The organism is Streptomyces orinoci (assembly GCF_003121295.1).
Taxonomy (GTDB): domain Bacteria; phylum Actinomycetota; class Actinomycetes; order Streptomycetales; family Streptomycetaceae; genus Streptomyces; species Streptomyces orinoci.
The window spans coordinates 213,649-232,468 of record NZ_PHNC01000010.1 but is presented as its reverse complement, the minus strand read 5'-3'; the positions used below and the strand labels follow the sequence as shown (position 1 = coordinate 232,468).

The 18,820-nt window shown below is 71.5% G+C and carries 10 protein-coding genes; 4 read left to right on the top strand and 6 right to left on the bottom strand.

Features of this window, described 5'->3' with window-relative positions; genetic code table 11:
- Nucleotides 1-812 precede the first annotated feature (812 nt).
- On the top strand, nt 813-1,100 hold the full coding sequence (locus tag CV755_RS36900; protein WP_338323633.1) for a PadR family transcriptional regulator: 288 nt from the start codon (nt 813-815) through the stop codon (nt 1,098-1,100).
- 16 nt (nt 1,101-1,116) lie between these two features.
- Here the strand turns inward: CV755_RS36900 and CV755_RS08385 are convergent, their stop codons facing one another.
- From CV755_RS08385 to CV755_RS08360, 6 genes are all read right to left on the bottom strand, one after another.
- Entirely contained in the window at nt 1,117-2,058 is a 942-nt protein-coding gene (locus tag CV755_RS08385; protein WP_153068611.1) for an LppY/LpqO family protein, read from the bottom strand.
- A gap of 115 nt (nt 2,059-2,173) precedes the next feature.
- Nucleotides 2,174-2,671, bottom strand: coding sequence for a DoxX family protein (locus CV755_RS08380; protein ID WP_109279533.1), 498 nt, complete (start codon nt 2,669-2,671; stop codon nt 2,174-2,176).
- 109 nt (nt 2,672-2,780) lie between these two features.
- Nucleotides 2,781-4,058, bottom strand: a complete 1,278-nt coding sequence (locus tag CV755_RS08375) for an APC family permease (protein ID WP_109279532.1) — start codon at nt 4,056-4,058, stop codon at nt 2,781-2,783.
- Nucleotides 4,059-4,718: 660 nt separating this feature from the next.
- A complete protein-coding gene (locus tag CV755_RS08370) occupies nt 4,719-5,525 on the bottom strand; it encodes a tetratricopeptide repeat protein (protein WP_109279531.1) in 807 nt (268 codons plus the stop codon).
- 126 nt (nt 5,526-5,651) lie between these two features.
- Nucleotides 5,652-7,559 carry a lactonase family protein gene (locus CV755_RS08365; protein WP_109279530.1) on the bottom strand — a complete coding sequence of 636 codons (1,908 nt, stop codon included), beginning with the start codon at nt 7,557-7,559 and terminating at the stop codon, nt 5,652-5,654.
- A 195-nt stretch (nt 7,560-7,754) separates the two neighbouring features.
- Nucleotides 7,755-8,210, bottom strand: coding sequence for a hypothetical protein (locus tag CV755_RS08360; protein ID WP_109279529.1), 456 nt, complete (start codon nt 8,208-8,210; stop codon nt 7,755-7,757).
- A gap of 968 nt (nt 8,211-9,178) precedes the next feature.
- Between CV755_RS08360 and CV755_RS08355 the strand changes: the two genes are divergently transcribed.
- From CV755_RS08355 to CV755_RS35905, 3 genes are all read left to right on the top strand, one after another.
- Nucleotides 9,179-10,003 (top strand): lipase family protein, encoded by an 825-nt coding sequence (locus CV755_RS08355; protein ID WP_193553373.1) that lies wholly within the window; start codon nt 9,179-9,181, stop codon nt 10,001-10,003.
- Between the two features lie 787 nt (nt 10,004-10,790).
- Nucleotides 10,791-16,514, top strand: a complete 5,724-nt coding sequence (locus CV755_RS08350) for a type I polyketide synthase (RefSeq protein WP_241561052.1) — start codon at nt 10,791-10,793, stop codon at nt 16,512-16,514.
- A gap of 6 nt (nt 16,515-16,520) precedes the next feature.
- A complete protein-coding gene (locus CV755_RS35905) occupies nt 16,521-18,707 on the top strand; it encodes a type I polyketide synthase (RefSeq protein ID WP_241561051.1) in 2,187 nt (728 codons plus the stop codon).
- The last annotated feature ends 113 nt before the right edge of the window (nt 18,708-18,820 follow it).

The following is an 18,820-nucleotide window of genomic DNA, read 5'->3' as shown; positions in this document are numbered from 1 at the left end:
TGCGGGGGATTTTTCAGCATTCGTGGCCCTGGTGGCAGGGGTGCCGTCCCGGATGTGTGGCGTGCCCTGGGGGGTGCGCGCCGAGGAGCGGGGGATGCAGTGACGTAGTCGCTTCCAGGGCAGCACGCTGCCCGGACATGGGTGCCGGGCGGGCCGGGCGGTTTGGTGGTGGTGACCGGGGCCGGGCCGTACGGGCTGTCGGTGGCCGCGCATCTGCGGGCCGCCGGGGCCCGGGTGCGGGGTCTTCGGCGAGGTGATGGGCAGTTGGCGGCATGCGATGGCCACCGGCATGTTCTTGAAGTCCACCCCCGCCGCCACCGACCTGTCGGCCCCGGTGCCGGGCGGGCGGCTGGCGGACTTCCGCCGCGAGCAGGGCGAGTCGGAGCTGACGGAGCTGACGCCGATCCCGTGCGAGGTCTTCGTCGGGTACGGGATGTGGTTCGCCGAACGGTTCGTCGGCGAGATCGAACCGGCACGGGTGGTGTCGGTGGAGCGTGCCGGGTCCGGTTTCACCGTCGAGTTGGAAGACGGTGAGCTGATAGCGGCGGTGGCCGTGGTCGTCGCCACCGGGCTGGCCCCGCTGGCGTACATCCCGCCCGGACTGCGGCACTTGGCGCCGGAGGGACCAGGACCTGACACGGCGCTGTCGCACACCAGCCACCACAAGGTGCGTTCGAGTCCTCGGTCGGCGGGCTGTACTTCACCGGGTCCCTGGCGGCGCCCATGTCCGGGCCGATGCTGCGCTTTGTCGCCGGGACCGCCTTTGCCGCCCGCCGCATCACCGCCCGCCGGGCCCGGACCGTCACGCTCCGCTGACCGGCGCCTCGCCCGGGGGCGGGGAGGCACCACAGCGGTGCGGGAGTTCCAGCGGGGCGCGGTACGGCTGCACATCCTGCACCACGCTCAGCCCCGGCACGCTGTACCCGACCCTGCACCGCCTGGAAGCCGACGGCCTGCTCGTCTCGGAACAACGTGTGGTCGATGGCCGTACCCGCCGCGTCTACCGCGCCACCCCCGCCGGCCGGAAGGCGCTGGCGGAGGACCGTAAGGCGTTGCGCGAGCCGGCCCGCGAAGTCCTCGGCGACGACACTCCCGCCTGACCGTCCGCCCGGCTGGTCAGCTGTGCGGGGCGTGCATCTGGTCGAGGCCGGCTCGCAGTGCGCGGGCGAGGGTGGAGGCGTCGCCGGTGGCCCAGAAGTGCGCGTAGAACAGCCGGGGTTGCTCATGGAGCATGTGGTTGTGCAGCTCGATGATCTCCAGGCCGTGTGAACGCAGCGCCTTGATCACGGAGTTGACCTGATCCGCCGTCATGGCGAAGTCTCCGTTGACGGCAGCTCGTCCGTCGCCGAGCGGCTGGAACATCAGGAGGGTGGACGCCTCCATCAGGTAGGGCAGGACCGTGTCCGCCCGGGTGTCGGTCACCTTCTGCGCCACGGGGACGTGGAAGTGGTAGGTCCCGTGCTCATTGCTGCCTTTGGTGCCGATGATGCGGTCCAGTGCGGCGGTGTCCAGGTCGACCGGCTGCTCCTTCTCCTCCGGCTGTTGCCGGGGGATGCCGGTCTGGGCGAGGGCGTCGTGCACGGTACGGGCGGTGGCGACGGGGTCGCCGTAGCCTGCGTAGTGCAGCCACCACAGGCGAGGAGATTCGTCCTGGAGGTGCTTGTGGATCGCCGTGACCTCGACGCCGCCCTGTTCCAGGCGGTCGGCGACCTTGTGCACTTCGTCCCCGGTGAGGGTGGTCTCGCCGATCAGGACCGTCTTGCCGGGCGTGGTCTCGTGGAAGGATGCCTCGGCCCCGAGCTCCATCCCGGGGTTCTCGGTGACGTCGGCGTTGACCACGTGCAGGTCGGTCCGCAGCCACGAGGCGGTGTGTACGCCGCCTTCCTCCACGGTGAGCGGCCGGCCGATCGCCCGGCCCACCGCGCCCCAGTCAACCGACTCCGACGGCGCGGCACCGGCGGGGCCGGAGTCCGTGCAGCCGGAGGCCGGCGTCAGGCACAGGCCGACGGCCAGGGCGAGTGCCGCCGAGCGGCGGGCGGGACGGATGCGAAGGGCCACGCACGGCTCCTCGGGGGTCTGGAAACGGTCAGCTGCCTGCCCACCCCCTTGCCTGCGGGTCCAACACCAGAGCACTCCGATCCCTCAGACGCATGTCCGACGAGGCGGCGGAGCTTCACCCGTGCTCAGGACCCGCGGGACGGCCGCGGCCGGTGCTCAGGCGGGCGTCGAGGGACCAGGTGCCCGCACCCACGATAAGCAGGAAGAGGCTGCCGCACAGCTGGGCGAAGTCCAGGCGGGCTTCATGGGCGAAGTCCCACCAGCCGGACTCGCCATGGAAGAGCCCGGAGCCGCCCCACAGGATCGGCACCTTGGTGATCAGCAGTGCACCGAGCATGTCCACCACCATCGGCACCGCCGCGAGCCGGGTGAGCAGCCCGGCCAGGATCAGCACTCCGCAGAGGATCTCGAACACCCCGTCCAGCGTGGCGAAGAAGTCCGGGGCGGGGATGCTGGCCTTGTCGAAGCGGCCCGTTCCCAGCGCGTGCTCGCGCAGAAACTTCAAGATGCCCTCGACGAGGAAGACCGCCCCCACATACAGGCGGATGAGCACCACCGAGCGCGGCGCGGTGGTGTCGATCAGCTTCGCCGGCCAGGTACTGAGCTGCGTCATACGCGTCGGCCCCTTCGCCTCGGCGATGTATCGGACACCGATATCGTCCCGCGAGCCGCTCGCCGACGAATCGGCTTTACGCCCATCCGGCGTAGTCCCGTGCCCGCGGCTACGGCTCCCGGCGTGAGGCGAGGCCCGCCCGCACCCCGTACGCGGCCACACCAGCGGCCAGGATCACCGCGCCCCAGAGCACCGAGGACACCGGCAGGGCGAAGGCCAGCACCAGGCAGCCGGCCAGCCCGGCGGCCGGGACGACGCGGGCCGGACGCCCCTCCTGCGGGGTGAGGGTCCAGGCGGAGGCATTGGCGACGGCGTAGTAGACCAGCACCCCGAAGGACGAGAACCCGATCGCCCCGCGCACATCCACCGTCGCCGCCAGCACCGCCACCACCGCACCGACCGTCAGCTCCGCCCGGTGCGGCACCTTGAACCTCGGATGCACGGCAGCCAGGGCATGCGGCAGGTGCCGGTCCCGGGCCATCGCCAACGTGGTCCTGGAAACACCCAGGATCAGTGCGAGCAGGGAGCCGAGCGCGGCCACGGCGGCGCCGACGCGCACCACCGGTGCCAGCCGGCCGGCGCCCGCGGTCCGGACAGCCTCCGACAGCGGCGTGACGGCATCGGCCAGCCGCTGCGGTCCGAGCACCGCCAGGACGGCGATGGCGACGAGGGCATACACGGCCAAGGCGATGCCGAGTGCGACCGGGATCGCGCGGGGAATGGTCTTCGCCGGATCACGGACCTCTTCGCCGAGGGTGGCGATGCGCGCGTACCCGGCGAAGGCAAAGAACAGCAGACCCGCCGCCTGGAGGACCCCGCCGAAGGACGCATCGATGCCGACGTCCAGGCGCGAGGCGTCCGAGGAGCCGGAGGTGAGCGCGGCGACCACCACGGCGGCCAGGACGGCCAGCACGACGGCCACGATCACCCGGGTCAGCCAGGCTGACTTCTGCACCCCCGCGTAGTTCACCGCCGTCAGCACCACCACCGCGGCCACCGCGACCGCGTGCGCCTGCCCCGGCCACACGTACGAGCCGACCGTCAGGGCCATCGCCGCGCAGGACGCGGTCTTGCCCACCACGAAGGCCCACCCCGCCAGATAGCCCCAGAAGTCGCCCAGACGTTCGCGGCCGTAGACGTAGGTACCGCCCGAGGCCGGGTAGCGGGCCGCAAGCCGGGCGGAGGAGGTGGCGTTGCAGTAGGCGACCACGGCAGCCAGGGCCAGGCCGAGCAGCAGCCCGGAACCAGCCGAGCGGGCAGCCGGGGAAAGGGCGGCAAAGATGCCCGCGCCGATCATCGAACCGAGGCCGATCACCACCGCATCGGACAGCCCCAGCCGCCGGTGCAGCTCATCCGGCATCCCGCCAACTGCCGACGGCTTGCTCATGGTCCGCTCCCCAGGACGCCCCAGCATTATGGGATCCGATTATCGAGAGACGATATAGGGAGCCGGACAGCCCCAGATCCTGGCGATGCCCCCTCGGAGGGAGTCGGCCAGGCGCCACTTCGCATCCAGGGGCGTGTGGAGGGAAGGCTGTGCTTCGTCCTGGGCAGCGAAGCCTTCACGCGGTCGTCTTCCGAGGTTGTGTGTCCTCGGGAGCGGCGTACGGGTTCCTGTCCGTTCCGGCAGTTTGATCCGGTGGCACGGTGAGGGTTCACATTGGCGGACGACCCGGAGCGCGTCGGCTCGAACCGCTCCCAATGTCAGACCCCTTGCGACTCTCGCCGGCAAGGAGACAGCGGACGCTGCCGGCCAGGAGCGGACAGCCCTGGCCGGAGCAAGGATCACCCGTCGGCGGCGGGCCGCGCAGAACGAGCAGGCGTGGTACCTGACCGTCCTGACCACGCGGTCATCTGCTGGCACCCCGTGTACGACGGCGGGCCTTATGACAACCCGCGTGCCACCCCGCCGCATTGACGACGACACCCTCACGCACGACTTCCCGGCCCGCAGCTCAGCGGTCAGCTTCTACCGGCGAGATCCATGAGGACCACGAACCCGGGCCCGGCCGGCTCGACACCACCGGCCGCCGCCCCTTGCGTACCGTCACACCCGGCGACGCCGATGCGTAACCGCGCCTGATGACACCTCGGTGAAGCGTTCGCCGGGGGCAGGTGGCCGAGGCCTGACGCGGGGTGAGCAGGAGGTCTTTGTAGGCGTGATGACGGCGCGCCGCGGTGCGGTGGTGGAGCAGGTGGGCCGGCCGCTGGGCCGGCCCGCATCCATGAGGACGCGGGCGAGCGTGTCCTGGATGATCTCCCGTTCCACACGGACTCCGCCGATGCGCTCGGACGGGTCGCCCAATGCGGTGAGGAGATCGACGGCCGCTCTCGCGCTGCCCGTCGTGATGTGGGCCAGCGCCAGGGCCACCGGGGCGAGCACCTCGGCGTAATCGGGGCGGGCATCGCCTGCGGCCCGGCGGGCGAGGGTGTGCAGGGCGTCGGTATCACTGGCGGCAGCGAGTCCCAGGGCCAGCTGGAAGGTGTGGAAGACCTCCGCCCAGCCGCCGGGTTCGGCCAGCAGCCGGTGGATGTGGTCCAGCTCGGCGGTACGGGCCGGGGCCTGCCCGGCGAGGAGGAGACGCCAGTTGGTGGCCGGGCGCATGCCGACATCGCCGTGGTGCAGTTCGGTGTCGGCACGGCGGCGGGCGTCGGCGAAGTCACCGGCGGCAATGGACTGCAGGGCGGCGTGCCATTGCAGATGGCGGCGCTGTACGGCGTGGGGGCCGGCGGCGAGCCAGGTGTCGATGAAGGCGGTGCAGGCGGGGCCGGTGCCGTGGCCGTGCTCGGCGTGCGCGCGGGCGTGGACGGCCGGTCCCGAGCGGGGGTTGAGCTGCAGGGCATGCTCGGCCAAGGCCCAGGCGTCGTCGGAACGTCCCTGCTCGGCCCGCGCCCCGGCCAGCCAGGACGCCCACGGCCACGACTCCGGCCCGGCCGGCGCGTACTGCCGCTCGGCGAGAGTGCGGAAGAGCGTCCTGCGCTATGACTTCGCCGAGGAGCCGGGGGTCACGCCGGGGAGCCGCAACAGCTTGCCCTGCCGGTTGCTGACGTAGATCCAGCCGTTGTCGTGGTCGAGCCCGATGCCGCAGACCGTGCCGAGACCGTCCGCCATCACGCGCTGAAGCCCCTTGGCCTCGCCGTCGGCCACGCTGACCTCACGCAGCTGGCCGCCGGCCGAGTCGGAGACGTATGCGTTGACCGTGCCGTCCAACGCCACACGGACGCTGTTCCCCAGGCTACTGGCGATGGAGCGCGGGGCGCCGCCGTCCGCGTTCAGATCGACCTCGTACAAGCCGCCCTGGTCGTACTGCCCGATGTACGCCTTGCCCCCGTTCAGCGTTACTCCGGCGGCCCTAGGCACGCTCCAGCTGCGCCGCTCCGCCGCCGGGGTGCTGTTCAGGTCGAACTCGATCAGCTTTCCCCTCTCGACATCGGTGACATAGGCCTTCTTGCCCGGCAGATCCAGCGCGACGCCGTAAGCGTTCATTCCCTGGGCGACCATGACCGGGGAGGCGGAACGGTCGGACAGGTTCACCGTGAACAGGCGCTTGCCGCTGTAGTCGGTGACGTAGGCCTTGTTGCCCGGCAGGTCCAGGGCCACATCGTTGACCTGTCCCAGGTTCTCCAGGACCCAGTCCGTGCGGCCGTCGGCGAGATCGAGCTTGTACAGCTTGCCGCCGTTGTAGCGGTCGGTGACGTATGCCTTCCGGTTCGCCAGGTCCAGCGCCAGACCATCGGCCGTTCCCAAGCCGGTGGCGAGCTCGACGGGAGCTTTTCGGGGGCTCTCCTGCTCTGTGCTGTCGGCCTTGTGAAGAGGGTGGTCTTTCTTGTCGAAATTGAGCGTTTCGAGTTCGAAGACCTCGTGCACCCCGGCGAGGGTGGATACGACCTCGGCTTCCCCCCTCTGCAGGAACGGCCTGCCTTCATCGGTCAGGTCGAAGGCCTCCGCGGTCGTGCCGGTCTCGCCGAGCTTCCAGGCGATCACCCTGGAATATTTCGGTTTCTGGGCCTGCGGGCCGTCGGGACGGATTTCCTTGACCTCCACCGGCTCGGGGTAGTACAGGGCGACCCACCCACCGAACGAAACGGGGTACTCGTAGTCGAACCTTCTCACCTGACGTCGCTGCGTGGCCAGGACGTCCACCCGGCTGCCGACGTCCCCGCTCAGCGTGGACGACGTCTTGAACGAAGTGGTCAACGAACCACTGACAGAAGCGGTGATCCCGAGCATCAGCTGCGCCGACAATTCCCCGGTGCCCGTGGCCGAACTTGTGGCCGTGCTGGTACTGGTCATTTGCGACTGGGACTCCGCGTCGGCGCCCTGATTGTCCTTGCTGTTCTTCACGGTGGCCTTCTCGGACTGGTTCATCGCCATGCTCTTCTGCAGCTGCTGCTGCAGCGATGCGCTGACTTTTGCTCCGAAAGTGAGCTGCACCTGCCCCTGGAGCGACCAGCTGATGGTGTTCGAGATCGAGAATTCAACCGTGTGTGACCATGTCTTGGGGACCGGGTCGGTTCGATTGACGTACGTCTGCTTGGAGATCACGTCAGGAGGGGGCTGTACGATGTCGCCGCGCTCCTCGACGAGTGGTACTCCCACCGTCATATAGGCACGCCACCCGCGCTCGTGTGCCGCGGCCTCCGCAGGGGGAAATTTACTGAATCGCTCCTTGTTCAAAGAAAACCCGATGGGGGAGATGTACCGGTCCGTTCCGTCAGCCGATTTCCTCTCGGCCTTCCTCTTCAGTTTTTCCCGGTCCCGCTCCAGGATGGCATCGGCCTTGTCGGCGATGCTCAGCTCCTTCAGGTTGCGCTTCGTCAGCGGGTGACGAATAAAACGTTCGCCGAGATAGGCTGTACTCACGTTGTTCTTGGTGGCGCCGCCCATGCCCTTCGGCCTCCTCGCGCGGTAGAACTCAGCGATGTATCAGTGGTGTTTGTGCCTTGCTTCCGTCCCGGCGTGACTGGATGAAAACCCGTCAGACTGCCGAAGGGGTCCGCGTGCTGACGTGCAAGGGCCGAGGCCTGGTACCGGGACTTCTGGACGACCCGCCGGCGCTTGAGTCGGCCACTTGATCGGCCCTCACCCCTTGGCCGGCCCCTCGTCGGACCTCTTGGCGTTCCTGACTGCTTCGCGGTTTTCTTTTTTCAATTCGTCCAGCCGCTTGTCACCGGCCTTGGGCTGGTCTTCATCCCTGATCTCCACCTTCACCTTCTTGAATGCCTCATCCTTGGTCGAAGACGCCATACCGGATGTCGATTCAGGGTTCTCGCTGGTTTCCCGCTGTTTGTCGGAAACTGTCTGGGTGCTCTTGAACAGCGGGGCGAGGAAACTGTTCATGATGCTGAGCGCTTCGGGTGACGTCTCGCGCATGATCTTCGGGTCGCGTACAGCTTCGGGGATGCCGTCGTAGAGTTCCGGATCGACCCCTTCCCGTTCGGGCCGGGCGCCAGGAATTTTTTCGGAGACCTTTTGAGCGGATTCTTCGGCGGACTTGGCTCCACTTCCGCCGCTGTCGAAGATGTTCTTGAAAGACATGAACTTCCCTCCGCTTCCTCCGGGTAGGCACGGAAACACCCCTTGTGAAGAGGGGGGGATCTCTCTCGCCATGAGCAGCCTGACCGAGGTCTTCGCATTGTGAAGAACTCGTGCGCCCGGCGCGGTGGGAGTGTTACCGGGTTCGTGTCACCCGCTGTATGCGCCAGGATCACCGTGTGCATCACTACCCCTCCGGTGATCGATCCATCCGGCTCGGGACCTGCGGTTTCTCGCCATTTCCCCCGGCTGTGACGTTGCTCTTCGCGTCACCATGGTGGCCGGAAATGATTCCTATTCGAGTTCTATTTGAATGATGCCCTGATATGGCACCCACTGTGACCTGCGGTGACCAGCTTGGAGGTGCCTCTGCAGAGCGCCATCGAACTGCCGTCTGTGCCGAGTTCTGGCTAAATCGATGATCTCTGATATTGAGCCGGAGCCGGCGGTCCTTCTGCTTCTTGGCCGGGGGGTGAGAGTCAGAGGCGGAGATATGCATCTGCCGGCGCCCCGCGCCGGGGTTGGCAAGGCCGTCACCGTCGCCCCGCCCCGTTGTCCACCACGACGACATGGTTGCGGCGACGCTGCTCACCCGTTCCATCGAGCCCGCCGACCTGAACCGGGCCGCGCTCGGGCTCACCCTGTGGCGTCTCCTCGACGGCCGGCCCTCGCCCCATATGCCCCCAGTTACGGTTCATCAGCCGGGGCGTGACGCTGATAGCGCCACGAGGGACGGGGATTGGTGGGTTCTGTCCAGCCGTCCGAGGCCTGCAGGTCGCTCGGGCGGTGGTTGTGGACGGGTGGGGGCAAGCGACCGCACTGCGCTCTGCGGAAGTCGCCCCGTCCACCCGCTCGAGGGAATCTGGGCGCGGTGACCGCTGCCGACCGGGCGTGGACGCTACTAAGGGACCGGTCTCGTAGCGGGGTGATCCGCCCATGCGAGGCGTGAACGCAGAGCGAAAGGAGCCCGTATGTCCGCACCGTCCGCGATCGACCACCGCTCGTCCGCCGGTTACAGCCTCCCCCTGGCCTACTGGCTGGCCCAGGCATCCGACCTGGCCTACAAGGACGAGGCCACCATCGAATCCGTGATCCGTGACTGGGGTTTCGACCAGGTGCGCCACCATCGGACGCGGTTCACCCCGCCGTTCCCGCTGGAGGACACTCAGGCGTACACCGCTGCCAGCGACCACATGATCATTACCGCCTTCCGTGGTACCGAACCGGCGCAGATCCGTGACTGGCTGTCGGACGCCACTACGCCACCGTGGCCGGGGCCGGCCCGGACGGGCTACGTCCACTACGGCTTCGCCGAGGCCCTCCAGTCGATCTTCCCGAGCCTGAAGGACGCCCTGGCCGAACTGCGCACCAACAACCAGTCGGTGTGGTTCACCGGCCACAGCCTCGGTGGCGCGCTGGCCATGCTCGCTGGTGCACGGATGTATCTGGAGGAGCCGCGGCTCCAGGCGGACGGTGTCTACACCTACGGCCAGCCCCGCACCTGCGACCGCGTCCTGGCGGACGCGTACAACAAGGGCTTCCAGAACCGCATGTACCGCTTCGTCAACAACGACGACATCGTGCCGCAGCTCCCGCCCGAGCCGGTGTTCACCCATGTCGATGCGCTGCGGTACATCGACTCCGCTGGGAAGCTGCACGAGTCGAGGGGGTTGCTGGGTGGTCTGACGGACCGGGCCACGGGGCTGGCCGCGGACACCTTCGCGTCTGCCACTGCCGGGACCCGGGACCACTCGATCAAGCGCTACATCGCCGCGATCGGAAAGAACTTGACCTGATGGGAGCCGAATTCCGCCCGGCCAAGGGTGCGCAGACGGCGTTTAGCCGTTGATGGTCGGGCTCCTGAACGACGGCTCACCCGTGAACCGCTGAGTCGTCGTCCGGTGTTGGCGCTCGGCGGCTCGATGCGCATTAACTGAACGAACTGTCCCGGCAATTTGCCCTGTTGTCAGGGATAGGGCGGTCTTGCGCTTGAGCGGGACTCAAGGGGTCTCGGCTGCGGTGACACGGGAACGCGACGGCCCCGTCGATGGGTCCGGACGTGGCGTTCTGATCGCGGGCCGTGCAGGCTTGTGGTCGAGCCGGTGGTGCGGGACGACCGTATCCGGGGTGCTCGAGAGTGCGGCGAGGACGCGGTGGGCAGTGACCGGGCCGTGGCCGGCGGCGAGCTGGGCTCGTTGGCCAGGCGGCCAGGGGCCGTCTGATGCGGATTGGCCGGGAGTCCCGCGCCCGGGGTTTCGATCAGCCTTCGCAGGGCCCGCGCCCGGTCCCGGGAAGCAGCCACGGCGGACGGTGTGGCGTCCGGGGAGCGGGAGGGGCAGCCCGTGGCGAGCGAGGCCCTGATGCCGATGCGCGGGATTTCCGCGGATGTCTTGGGTGTCAACCCGGCGGCCCAAGCGACTCGTTGGGCACGTACGCTTGCGCACTGGACTGGCCTCACACCCTCGTGGAGCAGGTCGCGATGTGGCCTGGTCCCTGTCCGCGCGGTCGGTAGCGCATATGTGCGGCCGAGTATGTTGGCCAGGGCGGGGCGGCCGCGGTGCGGGTCCGGGGGGAGGCGGCCTTATGGGCGAGGGTATGGAGCGGGTGCGCGGCGAGTTGGTCCGGCCGGTGCCCGGTGCGTTGAAGGAGCATGCCGCACGGGGGCCGGGCCGTATCGCCTACGAGGACGCGCGCCGGAGCGTGACCTATGGGGAACTGGAACGGCGGACCGCCCGGCTGGCAGGTCACCTGCGGCGGATGGGCGTAGGGCACGGTGACCGGGTGGCGCTCTGCATGGGCAACCGGGTGGAGTTGGCGGAGAGCTGGCTGGCCGTACTGCGGGCGGGGGCCGTGGGGGTGCTGCTCGACCCCGGCTCGACGGAGGCCGAACTGGCCCATCTGGCCGGTGATTGCGCCCCGGTGCTGGTCGTCACGGAGGCCGCTCTGCTGCCGGCGTTCGGACACGCCGCGCCGGGGGTGCGGACGCTGGCGGTGGGCACGGCCGCCTTCGAGGAGCTGGCCGGCAGCGACCCCGGACTCCCGCCGCGCGATGACCTCGGACTCGATGAACCGGCCTGGATCCTCTACACCTCGGGTACCACCGGGCCGGGCAAGGGCGTGGTGTCCACCCAGCGCGCCGCACTGTGGTCGGTGGCGGCGGCCTACGTTCCGCTGTGGGGGCTGGGACCGCAGGACCGGCTGCTCTGGCCGTTGCCGATGGCTCACGCCTATGCCCACTCCCTGTGCCTGCTGGGGGTGGTCACGGTGGGGGCCGGCGCCTACCTTCTCGACCGCGGTGCCCGTCCGGCGGACGCGCCGGCCGACCGCCCGTTCACCCTCCTCGCCGGTGTGCCCGCCACTTACCGGCTGCTGCTCGACGAGCTGTCCCACAGCTCCCGGCGGCCGCTGCCGGGGCTGCGCCGCTGTGTGAGCGCGGGCGCGCCCTGCCCGCCGGAGCTGCGCTCGGAGGTCCAGCGGCGGCTGGGCGTTCCGCTGCTCGACGGTTATGGCTCCACCGAGACCTGCGGGAAGATCGCGGTCACCCCCTTCGTCGGCGCGGGGCCGGAAGGGCTGCCGGTGCCGGTGCCCGGCGTCGAGGTACGGGTGGCCGATCCGGCGACCGGCGAGGACGTCGCCGACGGGGGAGAGGGTGAGATCCGTGTACGTGGCCCCCAGTTGATGACGGGTTATCACCAGCGCCCCGAGGAGACGGCCCGGGCTCTGCAGGGCGGTTGGTACCGCACCGGAGACCTCGGCCGGCGCACCCCTGACGGCGGTCTGCGGGTCACCGGCAGGGTCGAGGACCTGATCATCAGCGGCGGTGAGAACGTCAACCCCTCAGAGGTCGAGCGGGTGTTGCTGGACTGCGCCGGGGTGGGGGACGCGGCGGTTGTCGGGCGGCCGCACGATGTGCTGGGCGAGGTGCCCGTGGCGTTTGTCGTGCCCCGCGCCCCGGGTCTGGACACCGATGCCCTTCGGGCCGTGTGCCGGGCACGGCTGTCGGCGGTCAAGGTGCCCCATGAGTTCCATGAGACGACCGAGCTGCCCCGGACGCGCTCCGGCAAGGTCCAACGGCGGGCGCTGGCCGGGCAGTCGGCCGAGCGGGCCGCGGCATTACGCGCCACGGCCACCTCGGCGCTCCTCGAACGGCTGCGGCCCTTGCCCGCGTCCGCACGCCAGGAAGCGGTGCTGCGCCTGGTGCTCGAAGCGGTGGCCGAAGCCGGTGCCATGCCGGGAGAGGACGTGGACCCGCAAGCGCCCTTCGCCGGGCTGGGGTTCACCTCCCTGGCGGGCGTACGGCTGCGCGACCGGCTCGCGGCGGCCACCGGACTGGCCCTGCCCACAACGCTGGTGTACGACCGGCCGACCCCCGCCGCCGTGGCGCGGAGCCTGTACGCCACCCTCTTCGGCGGCCCGGAGACCGCACCGGCAGCCGGAACGTCCCCTGCCGGCGCGGCCGGAGAGCCGCTGGCCGTGGTCGCCATGGCCTGCCGCTATCCGGGAGCCGACGGCGATGTCACCTCTCCCGAGGAGCTGTGGCAGCTGGTCGCGGACGGAACCGATGCGACGTCCGGCTTCCCCGCCGACCGCGGCTGGGACCCGGCGGGGATCCATGACCCCGACCCGGACCGCCTTGGCACCTCCGTCACCCGCCGGGGCGGATTCCTGCGCGGGGCCGCGGACTTCGACGCGTCCTTCTTCGGCATGTCGCCACGCGAAGCCATGGCCACCGACCCACAGCAGCGGCTGCTGCTGGAGATCTCCTGGGAGCTGTGGGAGCGGGCCGGCATCGATCCGCTCACCCTGCGGGACAGCGACACCGGAGTGTTCGTCGGCGTCATGCACGACGACTACGCCGGACGCCTGCTGCACCAAGGGCCCCACGAGCTGGAGGCACACCTCGCGCTGGGGTCGGCCGGCAGCGTGGCCTCCGGCCGTATCGCCCATCACCTGGGGCTCCGCGGGCCCGCCGTGACCGTGGACACCGCCTGTTCGTCCTCGCTGGTGGCCCTGCACTGGGCGGCGCGGGCGCTGCGCTCCGGCGAGTGCGCGCTGGCCGTGGCCGGGGGAGTCACCGTGATGGCCACACCGGCGTCGTTCGTCGCCTTCAGCAGGCTGCGCGCGCTGGCGCCGGACGGCCGCTGCAAGCCCTTCTCCGCCACGGCGGACGGCACCGGCTGGGGCGAGGGCGCGGGCCTGGTGCTGCTGGAGCGGCTGTCCGACGCCCGGCGCAACGGCCACCCCGTGCTGGCCGTGCTGCGCGGCTCGGCCGTCGCCTCCGACGGCGCCTCCAATGGGCTCACCGCCCCCAGCGGCCCGGCCCAACAGGACGTCATCCGGCGGGCGTTGGCCGACGCCGGGCTGTCCCCCGCGGACATCGACATGGTGGAGACGCATGGCACCGGCACCGCACTCGGCGACCCCGTCGAGGCCCGGGCGCTCCAGGCCGCCTATGGGCAGGACCGCCCGGCGGACCGTCCGCTGTGGCTGGGCGCGCTGAAGTCCGTCACCGGGCACACCCAGGCCGCGGCCGGGGTCGGCGGCGTCATCAAGACCGTCATGGCCATGCGCCATGGGCGGCTGCCGCGCATCCTGCACTGTGCCCGGCCGACCCCTCAGGTGGACTGGGCGGCGGGCGGCGTACGGCCGTTGACGGAGGACCGGGCGTGGGCGGCGGCCGGCGGACAGCCCCGCCGTGCCGGGGTGTCGGCGTTCGGGATCGGTGGGACCAATGCCCATGTCATCCTGGAAGAAGCCGTCCCGGCGGGAGTTGCCGCCGGGCGGGGCGCCGGCGCCGTGGCCCTCGCGCCGCCGCTGCTGCTGTCCGGCGCGGACCCGGACGCGCTCCGCGACCAGAGCCGGCGCATCGCCGGACTGCTGCGCGGGGAGCCGGGATTGTCCCCGCTCGATGTCGCCTTCTCGCTGGCCACCACCCGCGCCGCGCTCTCCTGCCGTGCCGCTGTGGAGGCCGGCGATCGTGCCGCTCTGCTGGGCGCTCTGGACAGCCTGGCGGCGGACGGCCCGGTGCCCCGGGCGGGCGCGGTGGTCCGTACCACCACCGGGCCCACGGCCCGAATTGCCGCGCTCTTCACCGGCCAGGGGGCGCAACACCCCGGTATGGGACGTGCGTTGCACGGTATGTTCCCGGTTTTCGCGGCGTCCTTCGACGCCCTGTGCGCCCGTTTCGACGCGGCCTTCGGCAATGGCTCCCGTCCGCTGAAGGAGGTGCTGTGGGCACCCGAGGGCACCGCGGAGGCCGCAGCCCTCCACGACCGGACGGACATCGCCCAGGCGGGTCTGTTCGCCTATGAGGTGGCCCTGTTCCGGCTGCTGGAATCCTGGGGGATCCCTCCCGGCGTCCTGGCCGGGCACTCGCTGGGCGAGATCGTCGCGGCCCATGTCGCGGGCATCCTCACGGAGCCGGATGCCATCGCCCTGGTCGCCGCACGCGGGCGCCTGATGCAGCAACTCCCCGGCGGCGGGGCCATGGTGGCCCTGGAAGCCTCCGAGGAGGAGGCCCTCGCGGCGCTGGGCGGCCTCGCGGACCGGGCGGCCGTGGCCGCGGTGAACGCCCCGCGCTCGGTGGTTGTCTCCGGGGAGGAGGCGGCCGTACTCGCCGTCGCGGAACGCTTCACCGCCCGTGGCCGGCGCGCCACCCGGCTGCGGGTCGCCCACGCCTTCCACTCCCCGCTGATGGAACCGGCCCTGGCCGCCTTCGAACGCGTCGCCGCCGGCCTGGCTTATCACCAGCCGCGCATCCCGGTGATATCCGCCATGACCGGTCGCCCGGCCGCCGGGGACGAGCTGCGCTCGGCCGCGTACTGGGTACGGCATGCCCGGGAGACCGTGCGCTTCGCCGATGTGGTGCACCGGCTGACGCACGACGAACACGTCACCGTCTGCGTGGAGTTGGGCCCCGGGGCGCAGCTCACCGCGGCGGCCACCGCCGGGTCCGCCCAGGAGGACGGCCGGGCACCCGTGTTCCTCGCCACCGCGCGGAGCGGTGCCCCGGAACCCGCCGCGCTGCTGTCCGCCGTGGCCAGGCTGCATGTGGAGGGCATTCCGGTGGACTGGCACCGGGTGTACGAGGGCAGCGGCGCCCGGCGGGTGGACCTGCCGACCTACCCGTTCCAGCGCCGACGCCACTGGCTGCCCGGCGGCGCCGCGCCGTCCGTGCCGCCGGCCGATGACCGTGCTCATCCACTGCTGACCGGGGCCGTCACCCTGCCCGGCACCCAACGTCTGCTGTGTACGGGCGAGTTGTCCGGCAGGGACCAGCCCTGGCTGCGCGACCATGTTGTCGCCGGGGGCGCGCTCGTCCCCGCGGCGGTGTTCGCCGAAACGGCGCTCCACGCGGGCGGGATATGCGGACTCGACGGACTGGAGGAGCTGGTACTGCTGTCCCCGCTGGCCCTCCCCGAGGGGGAGGGGCGGATACAGCTGCAGGTGGCGCTCGGTGAAGCGGACGCCGACGGACGCCGCACGGTGGATATCCACTCCCGCCCCCGGACGGCGGGCCCGCTCGGCGACTGGACTCACCATGCGACGGGACGGCTCGGTCCCGTACCGCGAGCCCCGGAGCGCGAGGGCGACGACGGGACATGGCCGCCGGAGGGAGCCGTTCCGCTGGACCTCACCGGTGCCTATGAGCGGTTGGCCGCGGCGGGACCCGCCTATGGGACGGCCTTCCGGGGCGTCAAGGCCCTCTGGCGGCACCCGGGTTCGGGTGAGCTGTTCGCCGAGGTGCGGCTGCCTGCCGAGCTGCACTCCCAAGCGCGACGCTGCGTCATCCATCCCGCCCTGCTGGACGCGGCGTTGCACGCGCCCCTGCTCGCCGAGAGGTCCGGCGGCCCCGTCCGGGTCCCTTTCGCCTTGCGGGATACGGTCGTTCATGCCGTGGGCGCCACGGCACTGCGCGTCCGGGTGCGCGGCGTCGGTGGGGACGAGTGCAGTGTTCAGCTCACCGATCCCGCGGGCGCTCCGGTGGCCCGGGTGGGGTCCTTGACCATGCGTCCGCTGCCGGCGTCCCGCGCTGCGGACGGGGCCGGGGCCCTGTACCGCCCGCACTGGGTCGGCGTTCCCGCCCCTGGCGGAGGAACGGCGTGCACCGTGACGCGGCCCGACGACCTGGGACTCCGGGCAGCGCTCGCCGGGGCCGGTACGGGCCCCGGGCCGGCCGTTGTCTCGCTGGCCACGCCGGCGGCGGCCGCGACGGAGAGCCCCGCCGAAGCCACGCACGCCCTCACCGCACGCGCCCTGCGGGTGCTGCGGGAGTATCTGTCGCGTCCGGCGGACCACGGCGGGTGACTGGTCGTGGTCACCCGCGGCGCCTTCCGCGAGGTTCCGGACCTGCCGGCGGCCGCCGTGTGGGGCCTGGTGCGGTCCGCGCAGTCGGAGTATCCCGGACGGCTCACCGTTGCCGACCTGGACGACCACCCCTCCTCCCCGTTGCTCCTGCCCGCGGCCCTGGCCACCGGTGAGCCCCAACTCTCGCTGCGCCAAGGCGCCATACGCGTTCCCCGGCTCATGACCGTGACGGGGAACCGTGACGACGCCGGTGCCCTGGACGGCGGCACCGTGCTGATCACCGGCGGCACCGGGGGCCTTGGCGCGCTCCTTGCCCGGCACCTGGTCACCCGGCACCGGGTGCGGCACCTGGTCCTGCTCGGCCGGCGCGGCCCCCGGGCGGCCGGGGCCGCGCGGCTGCGGGCCGCGCTGGAGCGCTCCGGGGCCCGTACGGACGTGCTGGCCTGCGACGCCGCCGACCGGGACCGGCTGATGGAGGTGGTCGCCCGGTACGCGTCCACCCTCACCGCCGTGGTGCACGCGGCCGGAGTCCTCGACGACGGCGTCCTGGAGGCCCTCACCCCCGAACGCCTGGACGCCGTACTGCGGCCCAAGGCGGACGCGGCCTGGAACCTGCACCGGGCCACCGAGGGCCTGCCCCTGTCGCACTTCGTCCTGTTCTCCTCGGCGGCCGGACTGCTGGGCAATCCGGGCCAGGCCAACTACGCCGCCGCCAATGCCTTCCTGGACGCCCTCGCCCACCACCGCAACGCCCTGGGCCTGCCCGCGCTCTCCCTGGCCTGGGGACCCTGGGGCGGGCCGGACGGGATGGCGGCCGCCCGCACCGACCGGCCCGGCCGGGCGGCAGACGATGTCCTGCGAGCGATGGCCCCCGACCATGCGCTGGCCCTGTTCGACACCGCCCTGGGCATAGACGCCCCGGTGCTCGCCCCACTGCTGCTCGCCCCGCCGCGGCCCACCGCCCCGCCCGGCGGCATCCCACCGCTGCTGCACACCCTGCTCCCGCCGGCTCGCCCGGCCGCGCACTCCGGGAGCGCGATGCCCGCGGCCCGGCGGCAGGGGCTCGACGCGCTGCCGGGCCCCGAGCGGCGCGCCGCGCTGCTGGAACTGGTCCGCGAGGAGACCGCCGAGGTCCTCGCCCATCCCGACGCCTCAGCCGTGCCGCCCGACCGCCCCTTCGCCGAGCTGGGCCTGGACTCCCTGACGGGCGTCCTGCTGCGCAACCGGCTCAGTGCCCGTACCGGCCTGTCCCTGGGCGCGGCCGCCGTCTTCGACCTGCCCAGTCCCCGGGACCTCGCCGACCATCTGTACCAGGTGTTGCCGGGGGAGGCGGGGCCGGAGAAGGCCGGGCCCCGACCGCCCCGGACGCTTGCCTCCCTCTACCGGGGAGTGTGCGGGACGGGCGATGTCGTCTCGGCCATGCATCTTCTCGTCACCGCCTCCCTGGCGCTGCCCGCCTTCGACGCCACCGAGGCCGCCCGCCATGCGCTCGCTCCCCTCCGGCTGGCCGAGGGCGGGGACGACGACGTTCCGGCGCTGGTGTGCCTGCCCGCCTTCACCCCCGGCCTGGGCCGCCCCTGCTTCGCCACCCTGGCCTCCCACTTCCGCGGCGAACGGGAGGTTCTCGAGCTCCGGCATCCCGCGCTCGACCGGGGAGCGGCCGTCCCCCGCACCTGGGACACCCTCACCGGACTCCATGCCGCCACCGTGCGGGAACACCTCGGGGACCGCCCCTGTATCGTCGTCGGCCACTCGATGGGCGGCTGTGCGGCCCACTCCTTGGCGGCCCGGCTGGCGGGCACCGGGACTCCGCCGGCCGGTCTCGTCCTCATCGACACCTACCATGTCACCCCGGGCGACGAGGACCGGCCGTGGCTGCTGGCCATGCCCGCCCGTCCGGCCCTTGAACTGGGCGAGCACTTCGACGGCTTGGCGGACGACACCTCGCTGGCGGCCCTGGGCGCCTACAGCCGCCTGGCCCGCGGCTGGACCCCGGAACCCATGCCGGTTCCCACCCTGCTGGTCCGCGCCACCCGGCCCCCGTCCCCGGGCGGGGGCTGGCGGCAGACCTCCTGGCCCGCTCCCTGTGCGACCGCCGATGTCCTCGGCGACCACTGGAGCGTCCTGGAGCAGGAGGCACCCGCCACCGCCGGAGCGATCAGTGACTGGCTCGGGCGGCCGGGCCTCCGGTGACAATCCCCGGGCCAACTCGTGGGCGGCCCAAGGCGCTTGGCTCAAAGTGGGCGGGCGCGTCGTCCCGCCGGTCCGGGCCGCTCGGCGGCGCCATCCGGGGCCGGGGGAGGGAG

Bases quoted from the DNA above. Each gene is read 5' to 3' on its own strand.
- CV755_RS08380 (WP_109279533.1), bottom strand. From the start codon at position 2,671: ATGACGCAGCTCAGTACCTGGCCGGCGAAGCTGATCGACACCACCGCG.
- CV755_RS08365 (WP_109279530.1), bottom strand. From the start codon at position 7,559: ATGGGCGGCGCCACCAAGAACAACGTGAGTACAGCCTATCTCGGCGAA.
- CV755_RS08360 (WP_109279529.1), bottom strand. From the start codon at position 8,210: ATGTCTTTCAAGAACATCTTCGACAGCGGCGGAAGTGGAGCCAAGTCC.
- CV755_RS08375 (WP_109279532.1), bottom strand. From the start codon at position 4,058: ATGAGCAAGCCGTCGGCAGTTGGCGGGATGCCGGATGAGCTGCACCGG.
- CV755_RS08350 (WP_241561052.1), top strand. From the start codon at position 10,791: ATGGGCGAGGGTATGGAGCGGGTGCGCGGCGAGTTGGTCCGGCCGGTG.
- CV755_RS08355 (WP_193553373.1), top strand. From the start codon at position 9,179: ATGTCCGCACCGTCCGCGATCGACCACCGCTCGTCCGCCGGTTACAGC.